General features: G+C 68.2%; 16 protein-coding genes. 7 read left to right on the top strand and 9 right to left on the bottom strand.

All coding sequences use genetic code 11. The annotated features are described in order from the left end of the window. Window positions 1–96 precede the first annotated feature (96 nt). Window positions 97–1,938, top strand: a complete 1,842-nt coding sequence (gene ilvD / locus O5K31_RS11665) for a dihydroxy-acid dehydratase (RefSeq protein WP_269713768.1) — start codon at window positions 97–99, stop codon at window positions 1,936–1,938. A gap of 4 nt (window positions 1,939–1,942) precedes the next feature. On the opposite strand, the gene O5K31_RS11670 is transcribed toward ilvD, so the two are convergent. From O5K31_RS11670 to O5K31_RS11690, 5 genes are all read right to left on the bottom strand, one after another. Continuing rightward, complete coding sequence (locus O5K31_RS11670) at window positions 1,943–3,013, bottom strand: acyltransferase family protein (RefSeq protein ID WP_269713769.1); 1,071 nt, start codon at window positions 3,011–3,013, stop codon at window positions 1,943–1,945. A 3-nt stretch (window positions 3,014–3,016) separates the two neighbouring features. Next, complete coding sequence (gene nagE / locus O5K31_RS11675) at window positions 3,017–4,717, bottom strand: N-acetylglucosamine-specific PTS transporter subunit IIBC (RefSeq protein WP_269713770.1); 1,701 nt, start codon at window positions 4,715–4,717, stop codon at window positions 3,017–3,019. Next, a complete protein-coding gene (gene ptsP / locus O5K31_RS11680; RefSeq protein ID WP_269713771.1) occupies window positions 4,714–7,227 on the bottom strand; it encodes a phosphoenolpyruvate--protein phosphotransferase in 2,514 nt (837 codons plus the stop codon). Before ptsP ends, nagE begins: the two co-directional genes overlap by 4 nt. Window positions 7,228–7,230: 3 nt before the next feature. Further along, a complete protein-coding gene (locus tag O5K31_RS11685) occupies window positions 7,231–9,471 on the bottom strand; it encodes a family 20 glycosylhydrolase (protein ID WP_269713772.1) in 2,241 nt (746 codons plus the stop codon). Between the two features lie 160 nt (window positions 9,472–9,631). After that, window positions 9,632–12,271 (bottom strand): TonB-dependent receptor, encoded by a 2,640-nt coding sequence (locus O5K31_RS11690; RefSeq protein WP_269713773.1) that lies wholly within the window; start codon window positions 12,269–12,271, stop codon window positions 9,632–9,634. Window positions 12,272–12,524: 253 nt separating this feature from the next. Between O5K31_RS11690 and O5K31_RS11695 the strand changes: the two genes are divergently transcribed. The 6 genes from O5K31_RS11695 to O5K31_RS11720 all read left to right on the top strand — a co-directional run bounded on the left by O5K31_RS11695 (window position 12,525) and on the right by O5K31_RS11720 (window position 18,754). Beyond that, a complete protein-coding gene (locus O5K31_RS11695; protein WP_269713774.1) occupies window positions 12,525–13,259 on the top strand; it encodes a GntR family transcriptional regulator in 735 nt (244 codons plus the stop codon). 8 nt (window positions 13,260–13,267) lie between these two features. Continuing rightward, entirely contained in the window at window positions 13,268–14,323 is a 1,056-nt protein-coding gene (locus O5K31_RS11700; protein ID WP_442867706.1) for an SIS domain-containing protein, read from the top strand. Beyond that, window positions 14,323–15,450 carry an N-acetylglucosamine-6-phosphate deacetylase gene (nagA, locus tag O5K31_RS11705; RefSeq protein WP_269713775.1) on the top strand — a complete coding sequence of 376 codons (1,128 nt, stop codon included), beginning with the start codon at window positions 14,323–14,325 and terminating at the stop codon, window positions 15,448–15,450. The genes O5K31_RS11700 and nagA overlap by 1 nt, the downstream gene beginning before the upstream one ends. A 145-nt stretch (window positions 15,451–15,595) precedes the next feature. Continuing rightward, on the top strand, window positions 15,596–16,768 hold the full coding sequence (locus O5K31_RS11710) for a DUF3089 domain-containing protein (protein WP_269713776.1): 1,173 nt from the start codon (window positions 15,596–15,598) through the stop codon (window positions 16,766–16,768). Next, entirely contained in the window at window positions 16,765–17,340 is a 576-nt protein-coding gene (locus O5K31_RS11715; RefSeq protein WP_269713777.1) for a GNAT family N-acetyltransferase, read from the top strand. Before O5K31_RS11710 ends, O5K31_RS11715 begins: the two co-directional genes overlap by 4 nt. Before the next feature lie 952 nt (window positions 17,341–18,292). Beyond that, window positions 18,293–18,754, top strand: a complete 462-nt coding sequence (locus O5K31_RS11720; protein ID WP_269713778.1) for a DUF805 domain-containing protein — start codon at window positions 18,293–18,295, stop codon at window positions 18,752–18,754. Here the strand turns inward: O5K31_RS11720 and O5K31_RS11725 are convergent. The 4 genes from O5K31_RS11725 to O5K31_RS11740 all read right to left on the bottom strand — a co-directional run bounded on the left by O5K31_RS11725 (window position 18,751) and on the right by O5K31_RS11740 (window position 21,260). After that, complete coding sequence (locus O5K31_RS11725) at window positions 18,751–19,440, bottom strand: GNAT family N-acetyltransferase (RefSeq protein WP_269713779.1); 690 nt, start codon at window positions 19,438–19,440, stop codon at window positions 18,751–18,753. The two genes, O5K31_RS11720 and O5K31_RS11725, sit on opposite strands and share 4 nt — an antisense overlap. A gap of 16 nt (window positions 19,441–19,456) precedes the next feature. Then, complete coding sequence (locus O5K31_RS11730) at window positions 19,457–19,633, bottom strand: hypothetical protein (protein WP_269713780.1); 177 nt, start codon at window positions 19,631–19,633, stop codon at window positions 19,457–19,459. Between the two features lie 67 nt (window positions 19,634–19,700). Further along, entirely contained in the window at window positions 19,701–20,795 is a 1,095-nt protein-coding gene (locus O5K31_RS11735; RefSeq protein WP_269713781.1) for a sensor histidine kinase, read from the bottom strand. 111 nt (window positions 20,796–20,906) lie between these two features. Continuing rightward, the gene (locus tag O5K31_RS11740; RefSeq protein ID WP_269713782.1) at window positions 20,907–21,260 is read right to left on the bottom strand and encodes a DUF1428 domain-containing protein; all 354 of its coding nucleotides are present in this window, start codon (window positions 21,258–21,260) and stop codon (window positions 20,907–20,909) included. Between the last annotated feature and the right edge of the window lie 24 nt (window positions 21,261–21,284).

Consider the following 21,284-nt stretch of genomic DNA (forward strand, 5'->3'; position numbering starts at 1 on the left):
CGCCTTCGGCTAGTATGACGCGCCCGGTCTCCATGGCCGGCGAGTAGACGCGCGCTTCCCGCCGCACTATGTCGGCGGCTCCACGAGGGTTTCCCCATGCCGGCTTATCGCTCACGCACCTCCACCCACGGTCGCAACATGGCTGGCGCGCGCGGCCTTTGGCGCGCCACGGGGATGAAGGACAGCGATTTCGGCAAGCCGATCATCGCGGTGGTCAACTCCTTCACCCAGTTCGTGCCCGGCCACGTCCACCTCAAGGACCTGGGCCAGCTGGTGGCGCGCGAGATCGAACGCGCGGGCGGGGTCGCCAAGGAGTTCAACACCATCGCGGTCGATGACGGCATCGCCATGGGCCACGACGGCATGCTCTACAGCCTGCCCTCGCGCGAACTGATCGCCGACAGCGTCGAGTACATGGTCAACGCCCACTGCGCCGACGCCATGGTCTGCATCTCCAATTGCGACAAGATCACCCCCGGCATGCTGATGGCGTCGATGCGCCTCAACATTCCCGTGGTCTTCGTCTCCGGCGGCCCCATGGAGGCCGGCAAGGTCATCCTGAAAGGCAAGGAAGTGGCGCTGGACCTGGTGGACGCCATGGTCGCCGCCGCCGACGACAAGGTGTCGGACGCGGACGTCGCCGCCATCGAACGCTCAGCCTGCCCCACCTGCGGCTCCTGCTCGGGCATGTTCACCGCCAATTCCATGAACTGCCTAACCGAGGCCCTGGGCCTGTCCTTGCCCGGCAACGGCTCGGTCCTGGCCACCCACGCCGACCGCGAGCGCCTGTTCCTGGAAGCCGGCCGCCTGATCGTGGACCTGGCCCACCGCTACTATACCCAGGACGACGACAGCATCCTGCCGCGTAACGTGGCCAACTTCGCGGCCTTCGAGAACGCGATGCGGCTCGACATCGCCATGGGCGGCTCGTCCAACACCGTGCTGCACCTGCTGGCCGCCGCCCATGAGGGCGATGTGCCTTTCACCATGGCCGACATCGACCGCCTGTCGCGCGAGACGCCCTGCCTGTGCAAGGTCGCCCCCGCCAAGTCCGACGTTCACATGGAGGACGTCCATCGCGCCGGCGGCGTCATGGCCATCCTGGGCCAGTTGGACCGCGCCGGCCTGATCCACACCGACTGCCCCACCGTCCACAGTCCGACCATGGGCGACGCCCTGAACCGCTGGGACATTTCCCGAACCAATTCCGAGAGCGTGCGCGAGTTCTTCCGCGCCGCGCCCGGCGGCGTGCCGACCCAGACCGCCTTCAGCCAGGCGCGTCGTTGGGACGACCTGGACCTGGACCGCGTCGATGGCGTCATCCGCGGGCCCGAGACCCCCTTCTCTCAGGACGGCGGCCTGGCCGTGCTGACCGGCAACCTGGCGCTGGATGGCTGCATCGTGAAGACGGCGGGCGTCGACGACAGCATCCTGAAGTTCACCGGCCCGGCCAAGGTCTATGAAAGCCAGGACGACGCCGTCAGCGCCATCCTGACCGGCAAGGTCGTGGCCGGCGACGTGGTGGTCATCCGCTACGAAGGCCCGCGCGGCGGACCAGGCATGCAGGAAATGCTCTATCCGACCAGCTACCTGAAATCGAAGGGCCTGGGCAAAGCCTGCGCCCTGATCACCGATGGCCGCTTCTCCGGCGGCACCTCGGGCCTCAGCATCGGCCACGTCTCTCCGGAGGCGGAGGAAGGCGGACTCATCGGCCTGGTGCAGGACGGCGACCGGATCGAGATCGACATCCCCAACCGTACCATCCAGCTGGCCGTGCCGGACGCCGAGCTTCAGCGCCGTCGCGCCGAGATGCTGGCCAGGGGCGCCGACGCCTGGAAGCCGGTCAAGCCGCGCCCACGCAAGGTGACCACCGCCCTGCGCGCCTACGCCGCCTTCGCCACCAGCGCCGCCAAGGGCGCCGTGCGGTTCGTTCCCTGACGCGTCAGATCTTGATGATCCAGCGCTTGCGCTGGAGCCACGCCATGGCCGCCCAGTTCAGGGCCATGAAGATCGCCACCGGAACCAGCGCCGCCGCCGGGCCGCCGACCAGCGGCTCAGCCCAGCCATAGGGCAGCTTCATCACGTCCCAGGCCAGAATCGCCGAGGTGACGTAATGCAGCACATAGGCGGCGATGGCGTTCATCCCGAAGGCGGTGGCGACGTTCCAGCCCCGCCCGATCTCGCGCCCGTCCAGCCGCACATGCAGCGCCGCCAGCACCAGCAGGGTCAGGCCGCTGGACAGCAGAACATAGCTGCTGGACCAGATGTCCTTGATCACCGGGAAGGCGAACCCCCAGGCCAGGCCCAGCAGCGTCATCGCCGCGCCCGCCAGGGCCAACACGCCTGTCCGTTCCGGCCGCTTCAGCAGCCACTCGCCCACGAGGCAGCCGATCAGCCCCTGGGCGATGGCCGGCAAGGTGCTGAGAATGCCCTCCGGATCATAGCCCGCCGCCCCTTTGACGAAGGCGTGCTGGCCCAGCACCGCCCGGTCGAACCAGACCGCGAAGTTGTAGCCCCGCGCCCACAGGTCCGTCGCCGTCCCGTCCGGCGACCCGATCAGGCACAGCGGCCAATAGAGAACCAGGATCGCGCCCGCGATGATCGCCCGCGTCCGCCAACCCGTCGCCATGAACAGCAGCGCCACGGCCGCATAGACCAGCCCGATCCGCTGCAGCACCCCGAACGGCCGGAACTGATAGGTCTCCAGGTCCGCCAGCCAGTACATGTTGCTCAGCAGCAGCCCGACCAGGATCAACCGCCCCGCCCGCGCCAGGATCGCGGGCGCGCTCGCCGGCCGCCCCTGCGCCGCCATGGGGATCGAGACCCCGACCATGAACAGGAAGGCCGGGAACACCGCATCGGCCAGTGTGAACCCCGCCCATTCCGCGTGCATCAGCGCCGGATAGGCCTCAAATCCGTTCACGTAATGCACGTAAGCCGCTGAATTGACGAGGATCATGCCGATCACCGTCAGGCCGCGCAGAACGTCCAGCGAGACCAGCCGACCCTGCACGCCTCAGGCCTTCTTCAGCGCCGCGGCCACCGCCTCGGCCTTGGGTCCTATCACCACGTGCAGCGCGCCGGCGGGGCGGGCGAAGCCGCGGGCGCCCAGCCTGCGAAGCGCCGCCTCGTCCACCCTGCCCTCATCGGCGACCTGCAGCCGTAGCCGGCTGGAGCAGACCGACAGCTCGCGAATGTTTTCAACCCCGCCCAAGGCCTTCAGCCACGGCGCCCCGTCGATGGCGATCACCGGCTTGGCGGCGACCTCGACCGCCGCCGGCGCCGCCTTGGCCTGTCCGCCGCCCGCCGCGCGGATCTCGCCCGCCACCTGATCGGCGATGGGCCCCAGCACCACCTGCAGCGCCTTGTCCGAAGGCCGCACGATCCCGCGCGCGCCCAAGCCCTTCAGCCGCGCCTCGTCCACCACCTTCTGGCTGTTGACGATCAGGCGCAGGCGCGTGGTGCAGGCGTCCACTGAGACGAGGTTGTCCGCCCCGCCCAGCGCCGCCAGGAAGTCCGTCCCTCGACCGCCCGCCGTCGCCGCGCCCGCTTGCGCCGCGATCTCACTGTCAGCCTCACGGCCCGGCGTCTTCAGATCGAACTTCGCGATCGCCCAGCGGAAAGCGAAGTAATAGACCGCCGCATAGGCCGCCCCCACGGGCAGCAGCATCAGCGGTTTGGTCGCCTTGCCGAAGTTCAGCACGTAGTCGAACAACCCGGCCGAGAAGCCAAAGCCCAGCTTCACCCCCAGCACGTCCATCAGCACCATGCCCGCCCCGGTCAGCACCGCGTGGATCGCGTACAGCGCCGGCGCCAGGAACATGAAGCTGAACTCGATCGGCTCGGTGACCCCGGTCAGGAAGGCGGTCAGGGCCATGGAGAACAGCATGCCGCCCACCGCCTTGCGCCGCTCCGGCCGCGCCGCGTGGTACATGGCCAGGCACGCCGCCGGCAGGCCGAACATCATCACCGGGAAGAAGCCCGACTGGAACGCACCCGCCGTCGGGTCCCCCGCGAAGAACCGCTTGATGTCCCCCGTCGCGCCGTTGAAGTCGCCGACGATGAACCAGGCGATGTTGTTGAGGATGTGGTGCAGGCCGGTAACGATCAGCAGCCGGTTCAGCAGGCCATAGACGAACAGCCCGATCTCGCCCGAACCCACGATGGCCCGGCTGATCGCGTCCACCCCGCCGTTCACCGCGTCGTAGCCGACGCCGATCAGCAGCGCCAAGCCGAGGCCAGCGAAGCCGGTGATGATCGGCACGAACCGCCGACCGCCAAAAAACGCCAGGTATTCCGGCAGCTTGATGTCGCTGAACCGGTTGTAGAACAGTCCGCCCATCACCCCGCTCAGGATGCCGATGGGCGTCGCCAGCTTGGCGATGGCTTTGGCCTTGAACGCCGCGATCGCCAGGTCGCCGGTCACCTCCGGCGGCACGTGCAGCAGCACCTTGGCCCCCTCGGTGGCGATCAGGAAGCCGACCACCCCGGCCAGCCCCGCCGCGCCGTTGTTCTCCCTGGCCAGCCCCACCGCAACGCCGATGGCGAACAGCAAGCCCAGATTGGCGAAGATCGCATCCCCCGCCGCCGCCACGAAAGCGATGTTCAGCAGGTCCGGTTGGCCCAGCCGCAGCAGCAGCCCCGCGATCGGCAGGACCGCGATGGGCAGCATCAGGGCGCGGCCCAGGGGCTGCAGGATTTCGAGCGGCGACTTCATGCGGCTATTCCCGGAACGAAGCGTGTGGCGAGGCCGCGCACGTCCTCGGCCGAGGTCTGCTTCAGCGCCTCGGCCGCCAGCGCGCGGCAACGGTCTGGATCAAGGGTGCGGATCAGGGCCTTCAGCTCCGGTACGACCGCCGCCGTGGCCGACAGCTCGCTGACGCCAAGCCCGATCAGGATCGGCGCGGCGGCGAGATCGGAAGCGAGCCCCCCACACACCCCGACCCAACGATCATGCAGCTTCGCCCCCGCCGTCGTCTGGGCGATCAGGCGCAGCACCGCCGGGTCAAGCGCGTCGATCCGCGCCGCCAGCTCCGGATTGCCCCGGTCCATGGCCAGCACGTACTGCGTCAGGTCATTGGTGCCGATGGACAGGAAGTCCGCCTCCGCCGCCAGGGCGTCGGCCATCACCGCCGCCGCCGGGGTCTCCACCATCACCCCCAGCTCGACTTTCTGCGTCACGCCCAGTTCGCGCTTGGCCTCGTCCAGCAGGGCGCGGACGGCCCGCAGCTCGTCCACCCCGCTGATCATCGGCAGCATGATCTTGCACTGGCCCAGCGGCTGAACCGACAGGATCGCCCGAAGTTGGGTCTTCAGGATCGCCGGCCGCCAAAGCCCGATGCGCACACCGCGCAGGCCCAGAGCCGGGTTCTCCTCCGCCGGCATCGGCAGGTAAGGCGCCGGCTTGTCGGCCCCGATGTCCAGGGTGCGGATCACCAGCGGCCGTCCCTCCATCGCCGTCGCGATGGCCTGGTACTGACGCGCCTGCTCGGCCTCATCCGGCGGCGTGTCGCGCTCCAGGAACAGGAACTCGGTGCGTAGCAGGCCGCTGCCTTCCGCTCCCGCCGCTACGGCGTTCTGCGCGTCCTTCAGGCTGCCCACATTGGCGAACACCTCGATCCGCGTGCTGTCGCTCATGCGACAGGCTTCCCTGGCCGCCGCCTGCGCCGCGGCGCGTCGCTGCTGGCGCGTCGCCAGGGTCATCTGCGCCGCCTCCAGCGCGCGTGTATCCGGCGCGATGCGCAGCAAACCGGCGTCCGCGTCCAAGATCAGGGCCGTGCCCTTGGTCACCGACAGCACGCCTTCCCCCGCCGCCACGATGGCCGGCAGGCCCATGGCCGCCGCCAGGATCGCCACGTGCGAGGTCGGCCCGCCCCGCGCGGTGCAGAAACCCGCCGCCTGACCCGGCTTCAACGCCATCAGTTGCGAGGGCAGCATCTCGTCGGCCAGCAGGATCGCGTCCGGCGGCAGGTCGAGCGCGCCCTCCGGGTCCTCCCCCGCCAGGGTCAGCAGCACCTGCCGCTCCAGGTCCAGCAGGTCGTCGACCCGCTCGGCCATCCGCCGGTCGCCCAGGCTTTTCAGCACGTCCACATAACCGCCGACGGCCTTGCGCCAGGCGAAACCGGCGCTCTTGTTCTCGTCGGTCAGCCGCCGCGCGGCGGCCACCAGCTCCGGATCGTCCAGGAACGCCGCATGCGCCGCCAGGATCGCCCGCCGCGCCGCGTCGCCGCTCTGGGCGGACTCCTCGATGCGCGCGCGGACAGACGCCAGAGCCGCCGACAGGGCGTCGCCCTCGAACTCCGCCCCCTGCCCCTGCTCCTCGACCACGATCTCGCGCGACGCCAACGGAATGGCCCGGCCGATGGCCAGACCGGGCGAAGCGGTCACCCCGCGCAACGCTCCATCCACCGGTGCGGACGCTCTGACCATCGGCGCCGCCACGGGTTCAGACCCCGGCGCCGCGGCGGCCTCGCCCATGCCGCTCTCGATCAGGGCCGCCACCGCGAACACCGCATCCTCGGCGTCCGGCCCCTCGGCGCTGACGATGATCTGGTCCCCATGACGGATGGCTAGGGACATCAGGCCCACCGGACTGCGCGCGCTGGCGCGGCGGTTCAGGGCGGCGATGAACACCTGGGCCTCAAAGCCTTTGGCCTCAGTGGCGATGCGGGCGGCAGGACGCGCGTGCAGGCCATGGGCCAGCGGCACGGTCAGGCCTCGGCTGGCCACCGGACCGCCCACGACGGTTTCACCGCTGGCCGCCCCCGCGCCCGCGCGCAGGACCATCAGCGGCTCGCCAACCTCGACCTCGCGGTTCAGTTGCCGGGTGGAGATGACGAACGCCTCGCCATTGGTCACCACCACCGGCGTAATCAAGCTTTTGGCCCGCTGCGCCAGCAGGTCCAGGTCGAAGGTCACCAGCGGCTGGGACGCCTTCACCGACTGTCCCTCGGTCACGTGGACCGTGAAGCCCTCGCCCTCCAGCGCCACGGTCTCCAGGCCCAGGTGCATCAGCACCTCGACCCCATCCTTCGAGCGGATGGTGACCGCATGGCGGGCGCGATGGATGTTGACCACCGTCCCGTCACACGGGGCATGCAGCACCCCATCCGTGGGATCGATGGCCACCCCGTCGCCCATCATCCGGTCGGCGAAGACGGCGTCAGGGGTTTCGTCCAGCGGCGCGATCCAACCCTTGAGGGGCGCGAGAAGGACGAGGTCGGCCATAAGCTACTCTTTCGAAACGACGAGCTGCACGTTGTCGATGGTCCACATCGGATCGACGCCACGCGCGGTGTAGGTGAAGCACAGGTCCTTGGCGCCGGCCGTCGCCTTCAGCGGGGCCGTCAGTTTGGTGATCCCGCCGGTGGCGGTCGCCAGCGGCAGGGTGGCGACCACCTCGCCCTGACATCCGCCTGCGCGCACCTCGAACTCGCCCGCCGCCGAGACGGGCGGCTTGAACTTGATGTCGTCCTTGGCCGCGCCGATCTGGAAGTTGAACGGAACCTGCCCGACCGTCAGCTCGATCCCGCCGATCCCCGTCAGATCGACACCTTGCCACTGCCAGCAAGGCTCCATCAGGTCGATCAGGAACAGCTTGCGCTGGCCCGTGACCGGACCATCGTCCTCCAGGTTCAGCACCAGCTTGTCGCTGCACATTTTCAGCTGCTGGCTGGTTCGGAAACGCGCCGCCTTGGTGGTCGCCGTCCAGGTCTTGGTCACGCCCAACGGCTGGTCGCCCACGAAGGTCCCGGCTGTCACCTTGGCGCCCTCGGCTAGCGCCAGCGGCTTGTCATAGACGGGCGAGTCCGCGGTCACCGGGCCGTTGACCGCATAGCGCACGGTCACTTCCGGCAGCGGCGATTTCAGGGTCGCGGTCAGCTTGCCGTTGGTCGTGTCCAGGATCGCCTGAGCCTGCAGCGACACCGCGTTGTAGCCGATGCCCAACGCCTTCTGCCGCGCGATCTCGTCCGGCAGACGCTGGACGAACTCACTCCAGCTGCGACGCTTTTCCGGCGTCCAGCCCACCTCGGCCACAGCGGCCACGCGCGGAAAGGCCTGCGCCGTCATCCGCGCCTCGGTGCGCATGTGCTCGGCCCACAGGTTCGCCTGTACGCCCAGAACATGCTTGCGCTCGTCCGGCGTCAGGGCGTCCGGCGCCGGGTTGAAGCCATAGACCTCCGCCAGGCTGATCACCGCCCCGCGCCCCGGAACCTCGTCCGGCGAGGTGCTCTGGCGGTTGTCGAAATAAAGGGTCGGATGCGGCGACAGCACCGTGTCATGCCCAGCCCGCGCCGCGGCCACGGCTCCGTCGATCCCGCGCCAGGACATCACCGTGGCGTCGGGCGCCAGACCGCCCTCCAGGATCTCGTCCCAGCCGATCAGGCGGCGGCCCTTGGACGACAGGTGCTTGCCCAGTCGCTGGATGAACCAGCTCTGCAGCTCATGCTCGTCCTTCAGACCTAGCGACTTGATCTTGGCCTGGATGGCCGGATTGGCCTTCCACTGGTCCTTCACCGCCTCGTCGCCGCCCACATGGATGTAGGTCGATGGGAACAGGTCGATCACCTCGTCCAGCACGTCCTGCAGGAAGGCGAAGGTGCTGTCGTCGACATTGTACAGGTACGGATACACGCCCCAGTCGCTGGAGGTCGCCGTCGGCGGCGTCGCGGCCGAACCCAGCTGCGGATAGGCCACGATCGGCGCCAGGGCGTGGCCCGGCGTCTCGATCTCGGGGACGATGGTGATGTTGCGCTTGGCGGCATAGGCGACGACCTCGCGCACCTCGTCCTGAGTGTAGAACCCGCCGTACTTGCCAGCCTTGCCCGCCTCGCCCGACGGGATGCGCCAGGCGCCGACCCCGGTCAGCTTGGGATACTTCTTGATCTCCAGCCGCCACCCCTGGTCATCCACCAGATGCCAGTGAAGGGTGTTCAGCTTGTAGACCGCCATGCGGTCGATCATCTGCTTGATGAAGTCCACCGACTGGAAGTGCCGGGCGCTGTCCACCATCAGGCCGCGCCACGCGAAACGCGGACCGTCCTTGATCTGGACCTCGTCGATGACCGCCCCGCCCTTGCCGGGCGCAGACTGCGTCATCTGCCAAAGGCTCATGGCCCCGTACAGCAGGCCGGCGTCGTCGCTGGCGGTGATCACAGCCCCCTGCCCGCCGACGGTCAGGTCATAGCTTTCCTTGGCCATCCCCGGGGTGCGTACGAACCGGACCGAACCGTTCTGGCCGACCAGCGGCGCGTCCATGCCGCGTCCGCGCTTGAGCAGGTCCGACAGCTGCTGGGCCGCGAAACGCGCGCCCTCGTCGTCGGCCGGGACGGCGATGCCGCTCCCGTTCTTCCATTCGAATGTCTTGCTGGTCGTCACCATCTCGGCCGGGGCCGGGACGATGTTGGGCGCCGCGGAGGCGCAGGTCGCCAGGGCGGCGAAGGCGGCCGTGGCCAGCAATCTGGTCAGCATGTCGAACCCGCGAAAAAAGAGCGGAGCGGCGAGCGCCGCCCCGCTTCAGTTGCAGACCTTGGGGATACTGAAGGCGTCGCGGCGAAGATCATGGAGTGATCCTGAACCAAGCCGCGCCGTAATCAAATCGAAGAGCCCGGCCGGAGCCGGGCTCCGTCGCTTAGAACTTGAAACGGGCGCCGGCGTAGAACACCCGGCCGTTGTCGTAGATCGCGCGCGGCGTGCTCGGATCGCCCACGTAGTAGACCAGCTTCTCGCCCGTGATGTTCTGGGCGTCGAAGGTCAGGGCCACATTCTCGGTCACGTTGATGCTGACCGAACCGTCCAGTGAGGACACGTCGTCCTGCCACATGTCCGTCCCGCGATCGACGCCGGACTTGAACTTGGAGCGGAAGTTGTAGGCCAGGCGTGCGCTGATCAGGTCGTTCTCGAAGTAGCCCGTCAGGTTGTAGGTGTTCTTCGAGTTGCCATCGATCGGCTTGTTCTGGTCGGTCTTGGCGTCGGCGTAGGTGTAGTTGACGATGAAGCCGAAGCCGCCGCCGATAGGCTGCTGCAGGCTGGCTTCCAGACCCCGGTTGCTGCCGCCGCCGCCGTTCACCGGACCGGTGATGCGGAAGTTGGCGCCCTGCGGGTTCTGCTGGGTGCGGTAGAACCCGGTGAACGTCTGGCTGGTGATGTAGCTTTCGATGTCCAGGTAGAACACGCCGACCGACAGCAGGGCCTCGGGGGCGTAGTACCACTCGCCGACCGCGTTGAACTGCCAGGCGCGGAACGGATCCAGGTCCGGGTTGCCGCCGGCGGTGCCGGTCAGGGCCAGTTCGTTCAGGCTCAGCGAGCTGGCCAGTTGGGCGTAGCCCGGACGGGCCATGACCTTGGCCGCCGAGAAGCGGACCAGCACGTCATCCGTGGCTTCCACCGTCAGGTTGGCGCTGGGCAGGACGTCCCAGTAGTCGCGGCTGTTGTTGACCTCGCCCCAGCTGCCGAACTGGTTGACGATCGTCAGGTTCGGGGCCGTGGAGGAGTACTGGGTGGTGTCGGTGTCGGTACGTACGGCGCGCACGCCCACATTACCGCGCCAGCGCTCGCCCTTCAGCTTGACCATCCCGTAGAGGGCGCTGGTCTTCTCCTGCACCGAGAAGCTCTGCGGCGGGTAGAAGGCGAAGCGGCGGCCGCCGAAGTTGCCGTCGAGATAAGCCTGCACCTTGTCCATGTCGGAGATGGTGTAGCCCTGCAGGCCGCCGAAGCCCGAACCGTAGTTCGAAGGCGTGCGGTCGCCGTCATAGACCGCGCCCAGGCCCGGCGTCGCGGCGTTGCCGTTCCCGCCCCAGCTATAGGCGGTGTAGTTGCCTTCGCGGGTGTGGTCGGTGAAGCGCGCGCCGAAGTTCAGGCTTTGGAAGAAGCCGTTGTCGATGCGCCATTCGGCGTCGCCCTTGGCGTAGAATTCCTCGTCCGGCGAGACCTGCTTGCCGCCCCAAGACCAGCCGTAGAGGTTGTTCAGATAGGCCGGCGCCGTCGGGTCGCTGGGCATGCCCGTATAGGTGACCGAAGTGATCGGCGAGCCGAGCGTGTAGCTCATGCCCGTGTTCCACAGGGTCTCCCAGGCGAAGGTGTCGGAGGTGACGCCCTTGCCCTCGGTGTAGCCGATCTGGCCCTTGAGGGTCAGGTTGTCGTTCACCTCGTATGCGCCATCGAGGTTGATGACGTAGGTCGACGAATAGGCTTCGCGGAAGATGTCGTCCTGCACGCGGCCCTGAACCAGGCCGCCGCCCGCCGTGGTCGGCGCCCAGGTGGCCGAGGTCAGCACGCCGTTGGTGATGGTGTAGTTGGTCAGGGCGTCGTCGGGGCTGCCAGCGGTGGAATTGCCGCCCGTCAGGCGCGAGACCCACGCCATGTTGTTGGAGTTGACGTTGTCGGCGTCCATCCGGGTGTAGAGGCCCGACAGTTCGAACTCGAGCTGGTCGTTGGGCTTCCACTGGACGACGATGTCGCCGCCCTTGCGCTCACGCGTCTGGCGGAAATAGGCGTTGCCGATCAGGGCCGGCGCCAGCACCGTCTGGCCAGTGCCGCGGAAGTTGGCCAGCTCGTTATAGCCGAGGATTTCCTGGCCATCGCGGCGCAGGTGGCGCTTCTGGTAGAAGCCGGCGACCAGCACGCCGAGGCTGCCGGTGTCGTCCTTCCAGCTGGCCAGGGCCGAGACTTGCGGGTCGAACTTGTCGGCGCGCTGGGCGTAGACGCCCTGGGCCGTGGCGTTGAAGCTCATGCTCGGCAGGTCGAGGGGCTTGCGGGTATGGACGTTGACCGTGCCGCCGACGCCGCCTTCGGGGATGTCGGCCTGGGCGCTCTTGTACACTTCCAGGCGGCCTACCAGCTCGGCGGGCAGCATGGAGTAGTTGAACGAACGGCCGGCGTTCTGCTGGTCCAGAACGAACCAGTCGCCGGTGGCCAGGTTGTGGCCGTTCATCAGGGTCAGGTTCAGGTTCGGGTCGGTGCCGCGGATCGAGACGCGCTCGTTCTCGCCGAAGCCGCCGGCGGCGGCCGAACCGGTCACCACGTTCACGCCGGTGATGCGGCTGAGCGAGTCGGCGACGTTCTTGTCAGGGAATTTGCCGATGTCCTCGGCGGTGACGACTTCCTGCACCAGGTCCGAATTGCGCTTTTGTTCAAGCGCCTGCTGCAAGGACGCGCGAATCCCGGTGACGATCACCTCGTCGACGCTGGTGTCCTGCGCGAAAGAGGGCGCTGCGGCCATCACCGCGATCACCCCGGCCGTCGTGGCCAATAGAGTCTTCTTAAGAGTCATCCGGCTTCTCCCCTCTTCGCCGGGGCGACGCCCCGGAGCCGACTTAAGCCCAATAGGATACCAATGCGCGACGTCCCCCGTCGCATTTGGCCGTATCAGTGGCCTCAGAACGGGACTGTGAAGGAAAAATAACCGTTGGCAAGCCCAAAATATTACCAATCAAACCCACTCGACAAATTGGTACTAAAGTGGTCAGGTGTTCATCCACCAAGCCGGGGCTGGCTTTCAGATTCGAACCAGGGAGGGGCGCGACATGACGTTTGCTGATCGTATCGGCCGGCTGGACGAAGCTGACCACGCGCCGCTTTACCGGCAGCTCCAGCGCGCCCTGCGCGACGCCATCACCACCAAGGTCCTGGCCCCCGACGACGCCCTGCCCGCCGAGCGGGACATGGCCGAGGAGTTCTCCGTCTCGCGCATCACCGTGCGCAAGGCGCTGGACGGCCTGGTCAATGAGGGCCTGCTCACCCGCCGCCAGGGGGCCGGCACCTTCGTCGCCGCCCGGGTGGAGAAAAGCTTCTCCAAGATCTCGTCCTTCTCCGAGGACATGATCTCGCGCGGCCGCACGCCCCACAGCGTCTGGCTCAACAAGTCGGAAGGCTCGGTGACGCCGGAGGAATCCCTGACCCTGGGCCTCAGCCCGGGCGCGCCGGTCTATCGCTTCCACCGGATCCGTTACGCCGACAACGCACCCATGGCCCTGGAATACGCCACGGTCCCGGCCTTCGCCCTGCCCTCGCCTGACTCGGTGAAGACCTCGCTTTATGAGGCGCTTGAGAAGACCGGCCACCGCCCCGCCCGCGCGCTGCAGCGTCTGCGCGCCGTGCTGCTCACCACCGACCAGGCCGAGTTGATGGGCCTGTCGCCCCGCGACCCGGCCCTGCTGATCGAGCGTCGCGGCTTTCTGCCCGACGGCCGGACCGTCGAGGTCACCCAATCGTTCTATCGCGGCGACGCCTACGACTTCGTGGCCGAGCTGACCCTGTAGGATTACGCGTGCTGGAGACTGTCTTGACCCGATCGGCCTCGCCAGAAGCCACCCGCATGTTCGCCGAGGCCGCCGAAGCCGCCTCGGCCGTGAAGCGCCAGCTGGCCGCCAACGCCCAGCCCGTCGCCGCGCTCGGTGAAAAACTCCGCGCCATGAAGCCTCGCGCCGTGGTCACCTGCGCCCGCGGCAGCTCCGACCACGCCGCCACCTTCGCCAAATACCTGTTCGAGACCCGCGTCGGCCTGATCACCTCCTCGGCCGCCCTGTCCACCGCCTCGGTCTATGCCGCCAGGTCGGACCTGGAGGGCGTGCTCTATCTGGCCATCTCCCAGTCGGGCCGCAGCCCCGACCTCTTGGCCTCGGTCGAGGCGGCCAAGACCGGCGGCGCCTTCGTGGTCGCCCTGGTCAATGACGCCGCCTCGCCGCTGGCCGCCCTGGCCGACGCTTATCTGCCCCTGCACGCGGGACCGGAGATCAGCGTCGCGGCCACCAAGTCCTACATCTGCACCCTGTCGGCCATCGCCCACCTGACCGCCGAGTGGACGAAGGACGCCGAGCTGTCCGCCGCCCTTCAGACACTCCCCGCCCTGCTCGACCGCGCCTGGACCCAGGACTGGAGCGAGGCGGTCGATCGCCTGCGCCCCGCCTCCAACCTCTATGTGGTCGCGCGCGGTCTCGGCTTCGCCGCCGCCCAGGAAGCGGCCCTGAAGTTCAAGGAGACCTGCGGCCTCCACGCCGAGGCCTTCAGCGCCGCCGAGGTCATGCACGGCCCCCTGGCCCTGGTGCAGCCCGGCTTCCCCGTCCTCGCCTTCAGCCAGGACGACGAGACCCGCCCCAGCGTCCTGGCCCTGGCCGAGGATCTCAAGGCCCGCGGCGCCCAGCTGCTGTTCGCCGACGTGGACGCGACCGGCCCCGGCGCCCTGCCGGCCATCGCCGCGCACCCGGTCCTGCAGCCGGCGCTCGCCATCCAGAGCTTCTATCGAATGGCTGCCGCGCTTTCGGTCGCGCGCGGCTATGATCCGGACCAGCCGCCCCATCTTCGCAAAGTGACCGAAACCGTCTGATGTCTGTCGCGCTGGTCAATGGCCGCGTCCTTATCGGGGACGAACTGGTCGAGGGCGTCGCCGTCCTCGTCGAGGGCGGACGCATCCAAGCCATCGTTCCCGCGAACGAGGCGAAGGCTGACGAGACCCGCGATCTCGCCGGCGCCCTGCTGCTGCCCGGTTTCATCGACACCCAGGTCAACGGCGGCGGCGGCGTGCTCTTCAACGACGCCCCGACCATCGAGACCATCGCCGCCATCGGCGCCGCACACCGCGCCTTTGGCACGACCGGCTTCCTGCCGACGCTCATCAGCGACGACCTGTCGGTGATCGCCATCGCCATCGCCGCGGTCGACGCCGCCATCGCAGCCGGCGTCCCCGGCGTTCTGGGCGTCCACATCGAAGGTCCCTTCCTCAACGCCGAGCGCAAGGGCATCCACGACGCCTCCAAGTTCCGCGTGCTGGACGACGAGGCCTTCGCCCTTCTCACCTCGCTCAAGCGCGGCCGCACCCTGGTCACCCTCGCGCCAGAAATGACCACCCCGCACGAGATCCGGCGCCTGGCCGATGCGGGGATCATCGTCGCGGCCGGCCACACCAACGCCGACTACCAGACCGCCGCCGCCGCCTTCGCCAATGGCGCGACCGGCGCCACCCACCTGTTCAACGCCATGTCGCCGCTGACCAGCCGCGCCCCCGGCGTGGTCGGCGCGGCGCTGGAAAGCGCGGCCTGGTGCGGGATCATCGTCGACGGCGTCCACGTCCACCCCGCCACCCTGCGCATCGCCCTGGCCAGCCGCCCGCACGACCGCTTCATGCTGGTCAGCGACGCCATGCCCAGCGTCGGCGGCCCCAAGCGCTTCACCCTCCAGGGGCGTGAGATCGTCGCCGCCGACGGCGTCTGCCGCGCGGCCGACGGCACCCTGGCCGGCTCCGACCTCGACATGGCCGGCGCCGTGCGCAACGCCGTCGCCATGACGGGCCTGACCCTGCCCCAAGCCGCCAACATGGCCGCCCGCAGCCCCGCCGCCTTCCTGGGCCTGTCAGCCGAAACCGGCGCCATCGCCCCCGGCCTGCGCGCCGACCTCGTGGCCGCCGACGACCAGCTGAACGTCATCGAAACCTGGATCGGCGGCGCTTCCGCCTAAATCCCCTCGCCCCCTCTGGGGGAGAGGGTAAGGGTGAGGGGGCAGCTGAGTTTCAACTGGCAAAGCCGTGCAGGCGAAACCGCCGTAAGGCCCCATTGAGGTGAGCGGAAAGCCGCGCGATGCTGCCCGCCGAGACGGGGACATCATGCGACGCTTCAACATAATCGGCTCGGTCGCGCTCCTGGCGCTCTGTCTGACGCACGGCGCCTCCGCCTCCGCCTCCGCACCACTAGACTACCGGCAGGCCGAAAATTGGGTCTGCCGTCCCGATAAGCCTGGCGCCTGCAAGGACGATCTGACCGCTCTGGTCATTGAGGCCGATGGGACCGCCCGGCGCGAAGTCTTTGTCCCTGCCGTCGCGCCCAAGGTCGATTGTTTCTACGTCTACCCCACGGTCTCAAACAGCCCGGGCGTCTCGGCCCTGCCCGCCGTCACCGAGGAGGAACGCCGCGCGGTGCGGCAACAGTTCGCGCGCCTGTCCTCCGTCTGCCGCCTGTTCGCCCCGATCTATCGTCAGATCACGGTCACCCAGATGAAGGCGGCGGGCGCCGGCAAGCCCCTTCCCGGCGTTCGCGAAGCGATGGGCTTGGCCCAGGCGGACGTCGAGGCGGCATGGGACGCCTACCTCATCCAGCACAATCATGGTCGCGGCGTGGTCCTCATAGGACACTCCCAAGGCGCGGCGATCCTCGGTGCCTTGATGCGCAAGGATATTGATGGAAAGCCCGTCCAGGCCCAGCTCCTGTCCGCCATCCTGCCTGGGTCCTGGGTGATGGCGCCCACCGGAAAGGATGTGGGTGGCACTTTCAAGTCCATCCCCGCCTGCCGGACGCCGTCGCAGATCGGTTGCGTCATCGTCTTCAACGCCTATCGCGCGGACAATCTGATCCCGCCCGACAAAATCCCGAAGTTCAGCGACGAAGCCCCCCTCTGCACCAACCCCGCCGCCCTTCCCGGCGGACCGGGCGTGCTGAAGCCGTATCTGTCCACATCGGGCGAGACGATCATTCCTGACCTCACCGCGCCTCAAGGTCCGTGGACGCGAGCATCCCTCTCTGCTGCCGCACCCTTCGTGACCCTGCCCGGCTTCTATGTCGCCGAATGCGAGAATGACGAGCACGGCGTCCATCTCAGCGTCACGCCGACGCCGAAGCCCGACGATCAGCGAACCGGAAACCTGACGGGCGAGTGGATCATGAACGGCAAGCCCGACGTGACCATGGGCCTGCACCTGATCGACCTGAACCTCGTCATGGGGAACCTGATCGAGGTGATCGCGGCGCAGGCGGCTGCGTATATCGATCAATCCGCAAAATGACGTCTCCAATCTCGCCGCTCAAACTCGTCACCCCATCCGCCGAGTATCTGCCCGGCTATGTGGATGCGCTTGAACGCGGCTGGTCGCCTGACAACCTGCGAGGCGCGGCCGCCGCGACCGAGCAGCTGACGGCCATAGCGACTGACGCGCCACGCTTCCTCGACAGCCTCTACGACCCGCAAGCCAAGGGCGCCCCGATCAAGCTGGCGGACGGCGGGACCGTCCCGCGCCTGCCCGGCTACTTCCTGTGGCTGTGGGACGGTGAGTTCTGCGGTTCGATCAGCTTTCGCTGGAGCCCCGGGACCTCGACCCTGCCATCGCATGTCCTAGGCCATATCGGCTACGGCGTCGTGCCGTGGAAAGCCGGGCGCGGCTACGCCACCCGCGCGCTAGGTCTGCTCCTCCCCCGCTGCCGCGCCGAAGGCCTCGACTACGTCGAATTGACCGTCCAGCCCGACAACCTAGCCTCCCAGCGCGTCATCACGGCCAACGGCGGCCGTTTCGTGGAGCGCTTCCAAAAAGTGGACGCGCACGGCGGTCAGGAGAGTCTGCGGTTCAGGATCGAGTTGTAGGGGCGACAACTTGGGTGCGAGCGTTGTCCGCCTTTCGATGATCGTGATGTCCGACGACCTGATTACAGGCGATAGCAGCCCCCTTATCCCCTCCCCCAAAACCTCCCGTACTCTTCCCCCGTCTCCATCACGGGAAGGGCGCTCGGCCAGCGCCGGGTTGTGATGGGGATGCGGTCGAGCGGGTAGCGCGACCGTCGGTGGTGAGAACGAGGGACCTTTCCGGTTCTGTCTGGACACTGCTCACGCCCCAAAGCGGCGTGACATCGGCGGCGTGGCGACAGGCGTGAGGGGGTTGCTCACGCGGTCCGGGGACTCCCACGCTGGGGGAGCCCGCCCGTCGGAGGCTTTGCCGGCTAAGCGCTAAGAGCGCTGCCTACCGGCGGCTCCCGGATAATGACCGCGCGGAGCGTTCGATCTTCGTCGAAACGGTATTCGCACTACTCACATCCGGGCGAAGGCCCGCACGCTCCGTCGCCCTTCCAACCTCGCGGGATTTCCCGTGGGGGTGCGCCGCTGTGCCCCAACCGCCGCTCACCCCGGCGAAGGCCGGGGCCCATACTGACTCTCAGCTTGGATCCCGGCCTTCGCCGGGATGAGCGGGTGAAGAGAGCTCAACTCAACCCCGTCACCCTAGGCCTTGTGCCTAGGGTCCAGAGACTCCGCGTGGGCCGAAAGACCAAGAGCGGTTCCACCTCCGCGAACCTAAGACCTCAGCCGTGTCTGGATCCTCGCCACAAGGGCGAGGATGACGGAGTGTGAACGTCCTCCCTCTCCCTCGATGGGAGAGGGACCGAGGGTTAGGGTGACAGCGTCGGCGGGCCGAAACTCAGCCGCGCCACATCCTGAAACGCCTTCACCCTCATCCCCGACCCTTCTCCCATCAAGGGAGAAGGGAGGGATAATCCCGACTCTGCGCTATGACTCGCGCAAAGCTTCACCGACGAGACCTCCCGTGACGAACCTCGCCCGCCTGCTGCTGTCTCCCCATGGCCGGATCGGCCGCAAGGCGTTCTGGCGTGGTTGGGGGCTGACGGTGCTGATCAGTCTGGGCGCCTGGCTGATCCCCGTGGTCGGCGGCTTCATCAGCCTGTCGACCCTGTGGATGTGGGCGGCCCTGTGCGCCAAGCGGCTGCATGACCTGGGCCAGAGCGGTTGGGCGCAGCTGGCGCCCCTCGCCCTGGCGACGGCCAGCGTGCTGTGCGGGGTGGCGGTGATGGCGCTCGGGATCGTGGTCTCCGAGCAGATGGGCGCCTTCTTCACCCGCGAGGCGGCCAGCATGGGCGCCAAGGGCGTGCTGCTGCTTGTGCTGCTGGTCGGCCCGTCGGTGTGGCTGGTCTTCACCCTCTGGCTGGGCCTGGCCAAGGGCGAGGCGGGCGAGAACCGCTTCGGCCCGACGCCCGACGTGCGGCTCTAGCCGGCCCGCAGGAAGCTGGCCGTCATCTGGGCGCGAACCCGAAAGCCCAGGGCCTCGTACAGGCCCACGGCCCCGGTGTTGCTGATGTAGCAGTGCAGAAACGCCGCCTCGCCCCGGGCCAGGATGCGCGAGGCGACCAGCCAGGTCAGCATGGCGCCGTGGCCGTGGCCGCGATGGTCGGGATGGGTGCAGACGCCGCTGACCTCGGTAAAGCCGTCCAGCCGCATGCGCTCGCCGGCCATGGCGATCAGGCGCCCGTCCTGCTTGACGCCCCAGAATTCGCCCAGACGGTGGGTCTGGGGAAAGAACGGGCCGGGCTCGGTCAGGGTGGCCAGGGCCAGCATCTCGGCCGCGTCGGCGTCGGTCAGGCGCACGGCCGGTTCGATGGGGCGCGGTGGGGTCGGGCTGGCCAGGCGCTCGGTCACCATCTGGACTACATCGCCCTGCTTCTCGACGGTCAGACCAGGCAGCGGCGGGGTCGGATCGGTCTGCAGCACGACGCCCACCCCGGCCTCGCGCAGGATGCGGGCCAGATCGTCCAGGGCCTCTGGGCTGTCGTCCCCGGCGGCCGCGAAGACGGCGGCGTCGGGGTGGAAGCGCGCGGCGCGACCGCCCGGAATGGCGTAGGAGGCCTGGCGGCCGGTCAGAGCGCTCCAGATGGGGCGGTCTAGGGGGTGTCTGCTCATTAAGCCGTCCGGGTGGTCAGCCCTTGAGGTCGGGCCGGGAAGCGAGGAAGGCGGCCTTCTCGGCCGGCGTCAGGACCTTGGCCTTCTTCTGGCGCGACACCTTCGGCGTCGGCGGGGCGAAGGTGGTGCTTTGGGCCGCGCCCTTGGGCGTGCCGCCCTTGAGGTCGGAAAGGCGTTTGACTGGCGGTTTCATGGTCGCCTCACAGGACGCCCGCCGGACATCTCGGGCAGGAACATCATCACTGATTCCGTGACACGGGTCAGGCCACGGCCGCGATGGCGGGGCGGCGGGCCTCCAGCCGGGGCGGCGCGAGGCGCAGCGGCAGGGTCAGGGCCACGTGGAAGCGGCCGGCGACGGAATCGTCCACGCTCATGTTCGCCTCGTCGCCATACTCGGCGGCCAGGCGCTCGGCCACGTTGCGTAGGCCGATCCCGGCGCCGGGCGCGTTGGTGCGCAGGACGGTGTTGGTCACCTCCAGCACCAGCACCTCGCCTTCCGCCCGGGCGGCGATGGCGATGCGGGCGCGGCCGGCCTCTCCGTCCAGACCGTACTTGACCGCGTTCTCCACCAGCGGCTGGAGGATCAGGGCCGGGACCAGGGCGTTCTCCAGCGCCGGCGGCAGATCGACGGCCACGTCCAGGGCGTCGGTGAACCGGGCCTGCTCGATATCGAGATAAGTGCGCTGAAGCTCGATCTCGCGAGACAAGACGATGGCCTCGGTGGGCTCCAGCGTCAGGGTCAGGCGGAAGAAGGCCGACAGCCGCAGCAGCATGGTCTCGGCCGCGGCGTTGCGATGGTCCAGCACCAGCGCCGAGATCGCGTTCAGGGTGTTGAACAGGAAGTGCGGATTGATCTGATAGCGCAGGGCGACCAGCTGCGCCTCCTGCGCCAGGCGCTGGGTCTCGGCCAGCTGGCGCTCGCGGGCCTGGACGTCGCGCCAGAAACTGTAGGCCACCAGGGCCGCGCCCGTGAACAGGAACGGCATGGCCACCGCGTAGATGTAGCTGAGCGACCAGATCTCTTCCCACGCGCGCTGCGGATAATCGGTCATGTGCCGGAAGACCAGCATCAGGATCGGCACGTGGACAAGCGCCGCTATGAAGGCCGACACCAGAGCCGCCGCGATCCGCCCCGCCAGGCCGAACCTTCGGCCACCCGCCTCGATGGCCAGGAACATCAGATAGGCGGCGGCGCAAAGAACCGCGTAGGCGAGCACCTCGGCGGGGATGTGCCACCACTTGGGTGGATAGCCGTTGACCACGGCGCGCATGGTCAGGACGGCGTCGATCAGGGCCTGGGTGCCCAGCACGACGAACAGGGCCTCGCGCTCGATCTTCAGCCCCGACAAACGCACGCACGTCCTCCCCGGCCGCTGGGGCCCGATGGGGAGGACGTTAAAGCAGGCGGCGGCGCACTCCAATCACCGCGTGCGCACGCGGGGCGTCATGCCGCAACAATCGCGCGCTCAGGCCTGAACGAAGACCTCGAAGCCGCCAAAGATCATGCGCTTGCCGTCGAAGGGCATGTTCTCCATGTCCGGCTTCATCCGTTCATCGGCCATGACCTTGGCCATGACTTCGTCGCGATGAGCGCGGTCACGATAGGTGGCGAACGAGAAGATCACGACCTCATCGTCCTTCGCCTGCACGGCGCGAGGGAAAGAGGTCAGCTCGCCATAGGGCACGTCATCGGCCTTGGCCTCGACGTAGGATAGCGCGCCATGCTCCATCCAGACCGTGCGGCCCAGTTCCGCCATCTCCTTGTAGGCGTCCATTTTGTCCTTGCTGACCGCCAGAACGAACCCGTCGACATAGGCCATGGGATGTCTCCTCTTGCTTGTTGC

The organism is Caulobacter sp. NIBR2454, from assembly GCF_027474405.1.
In the GTDB taxonomy this organism is placed as follows: domain Bacteria; phylum Pseudomonadota; class Alphaproteobacteria; order Caulobacterales; family Caulobacteraceae; genus Caulobacter.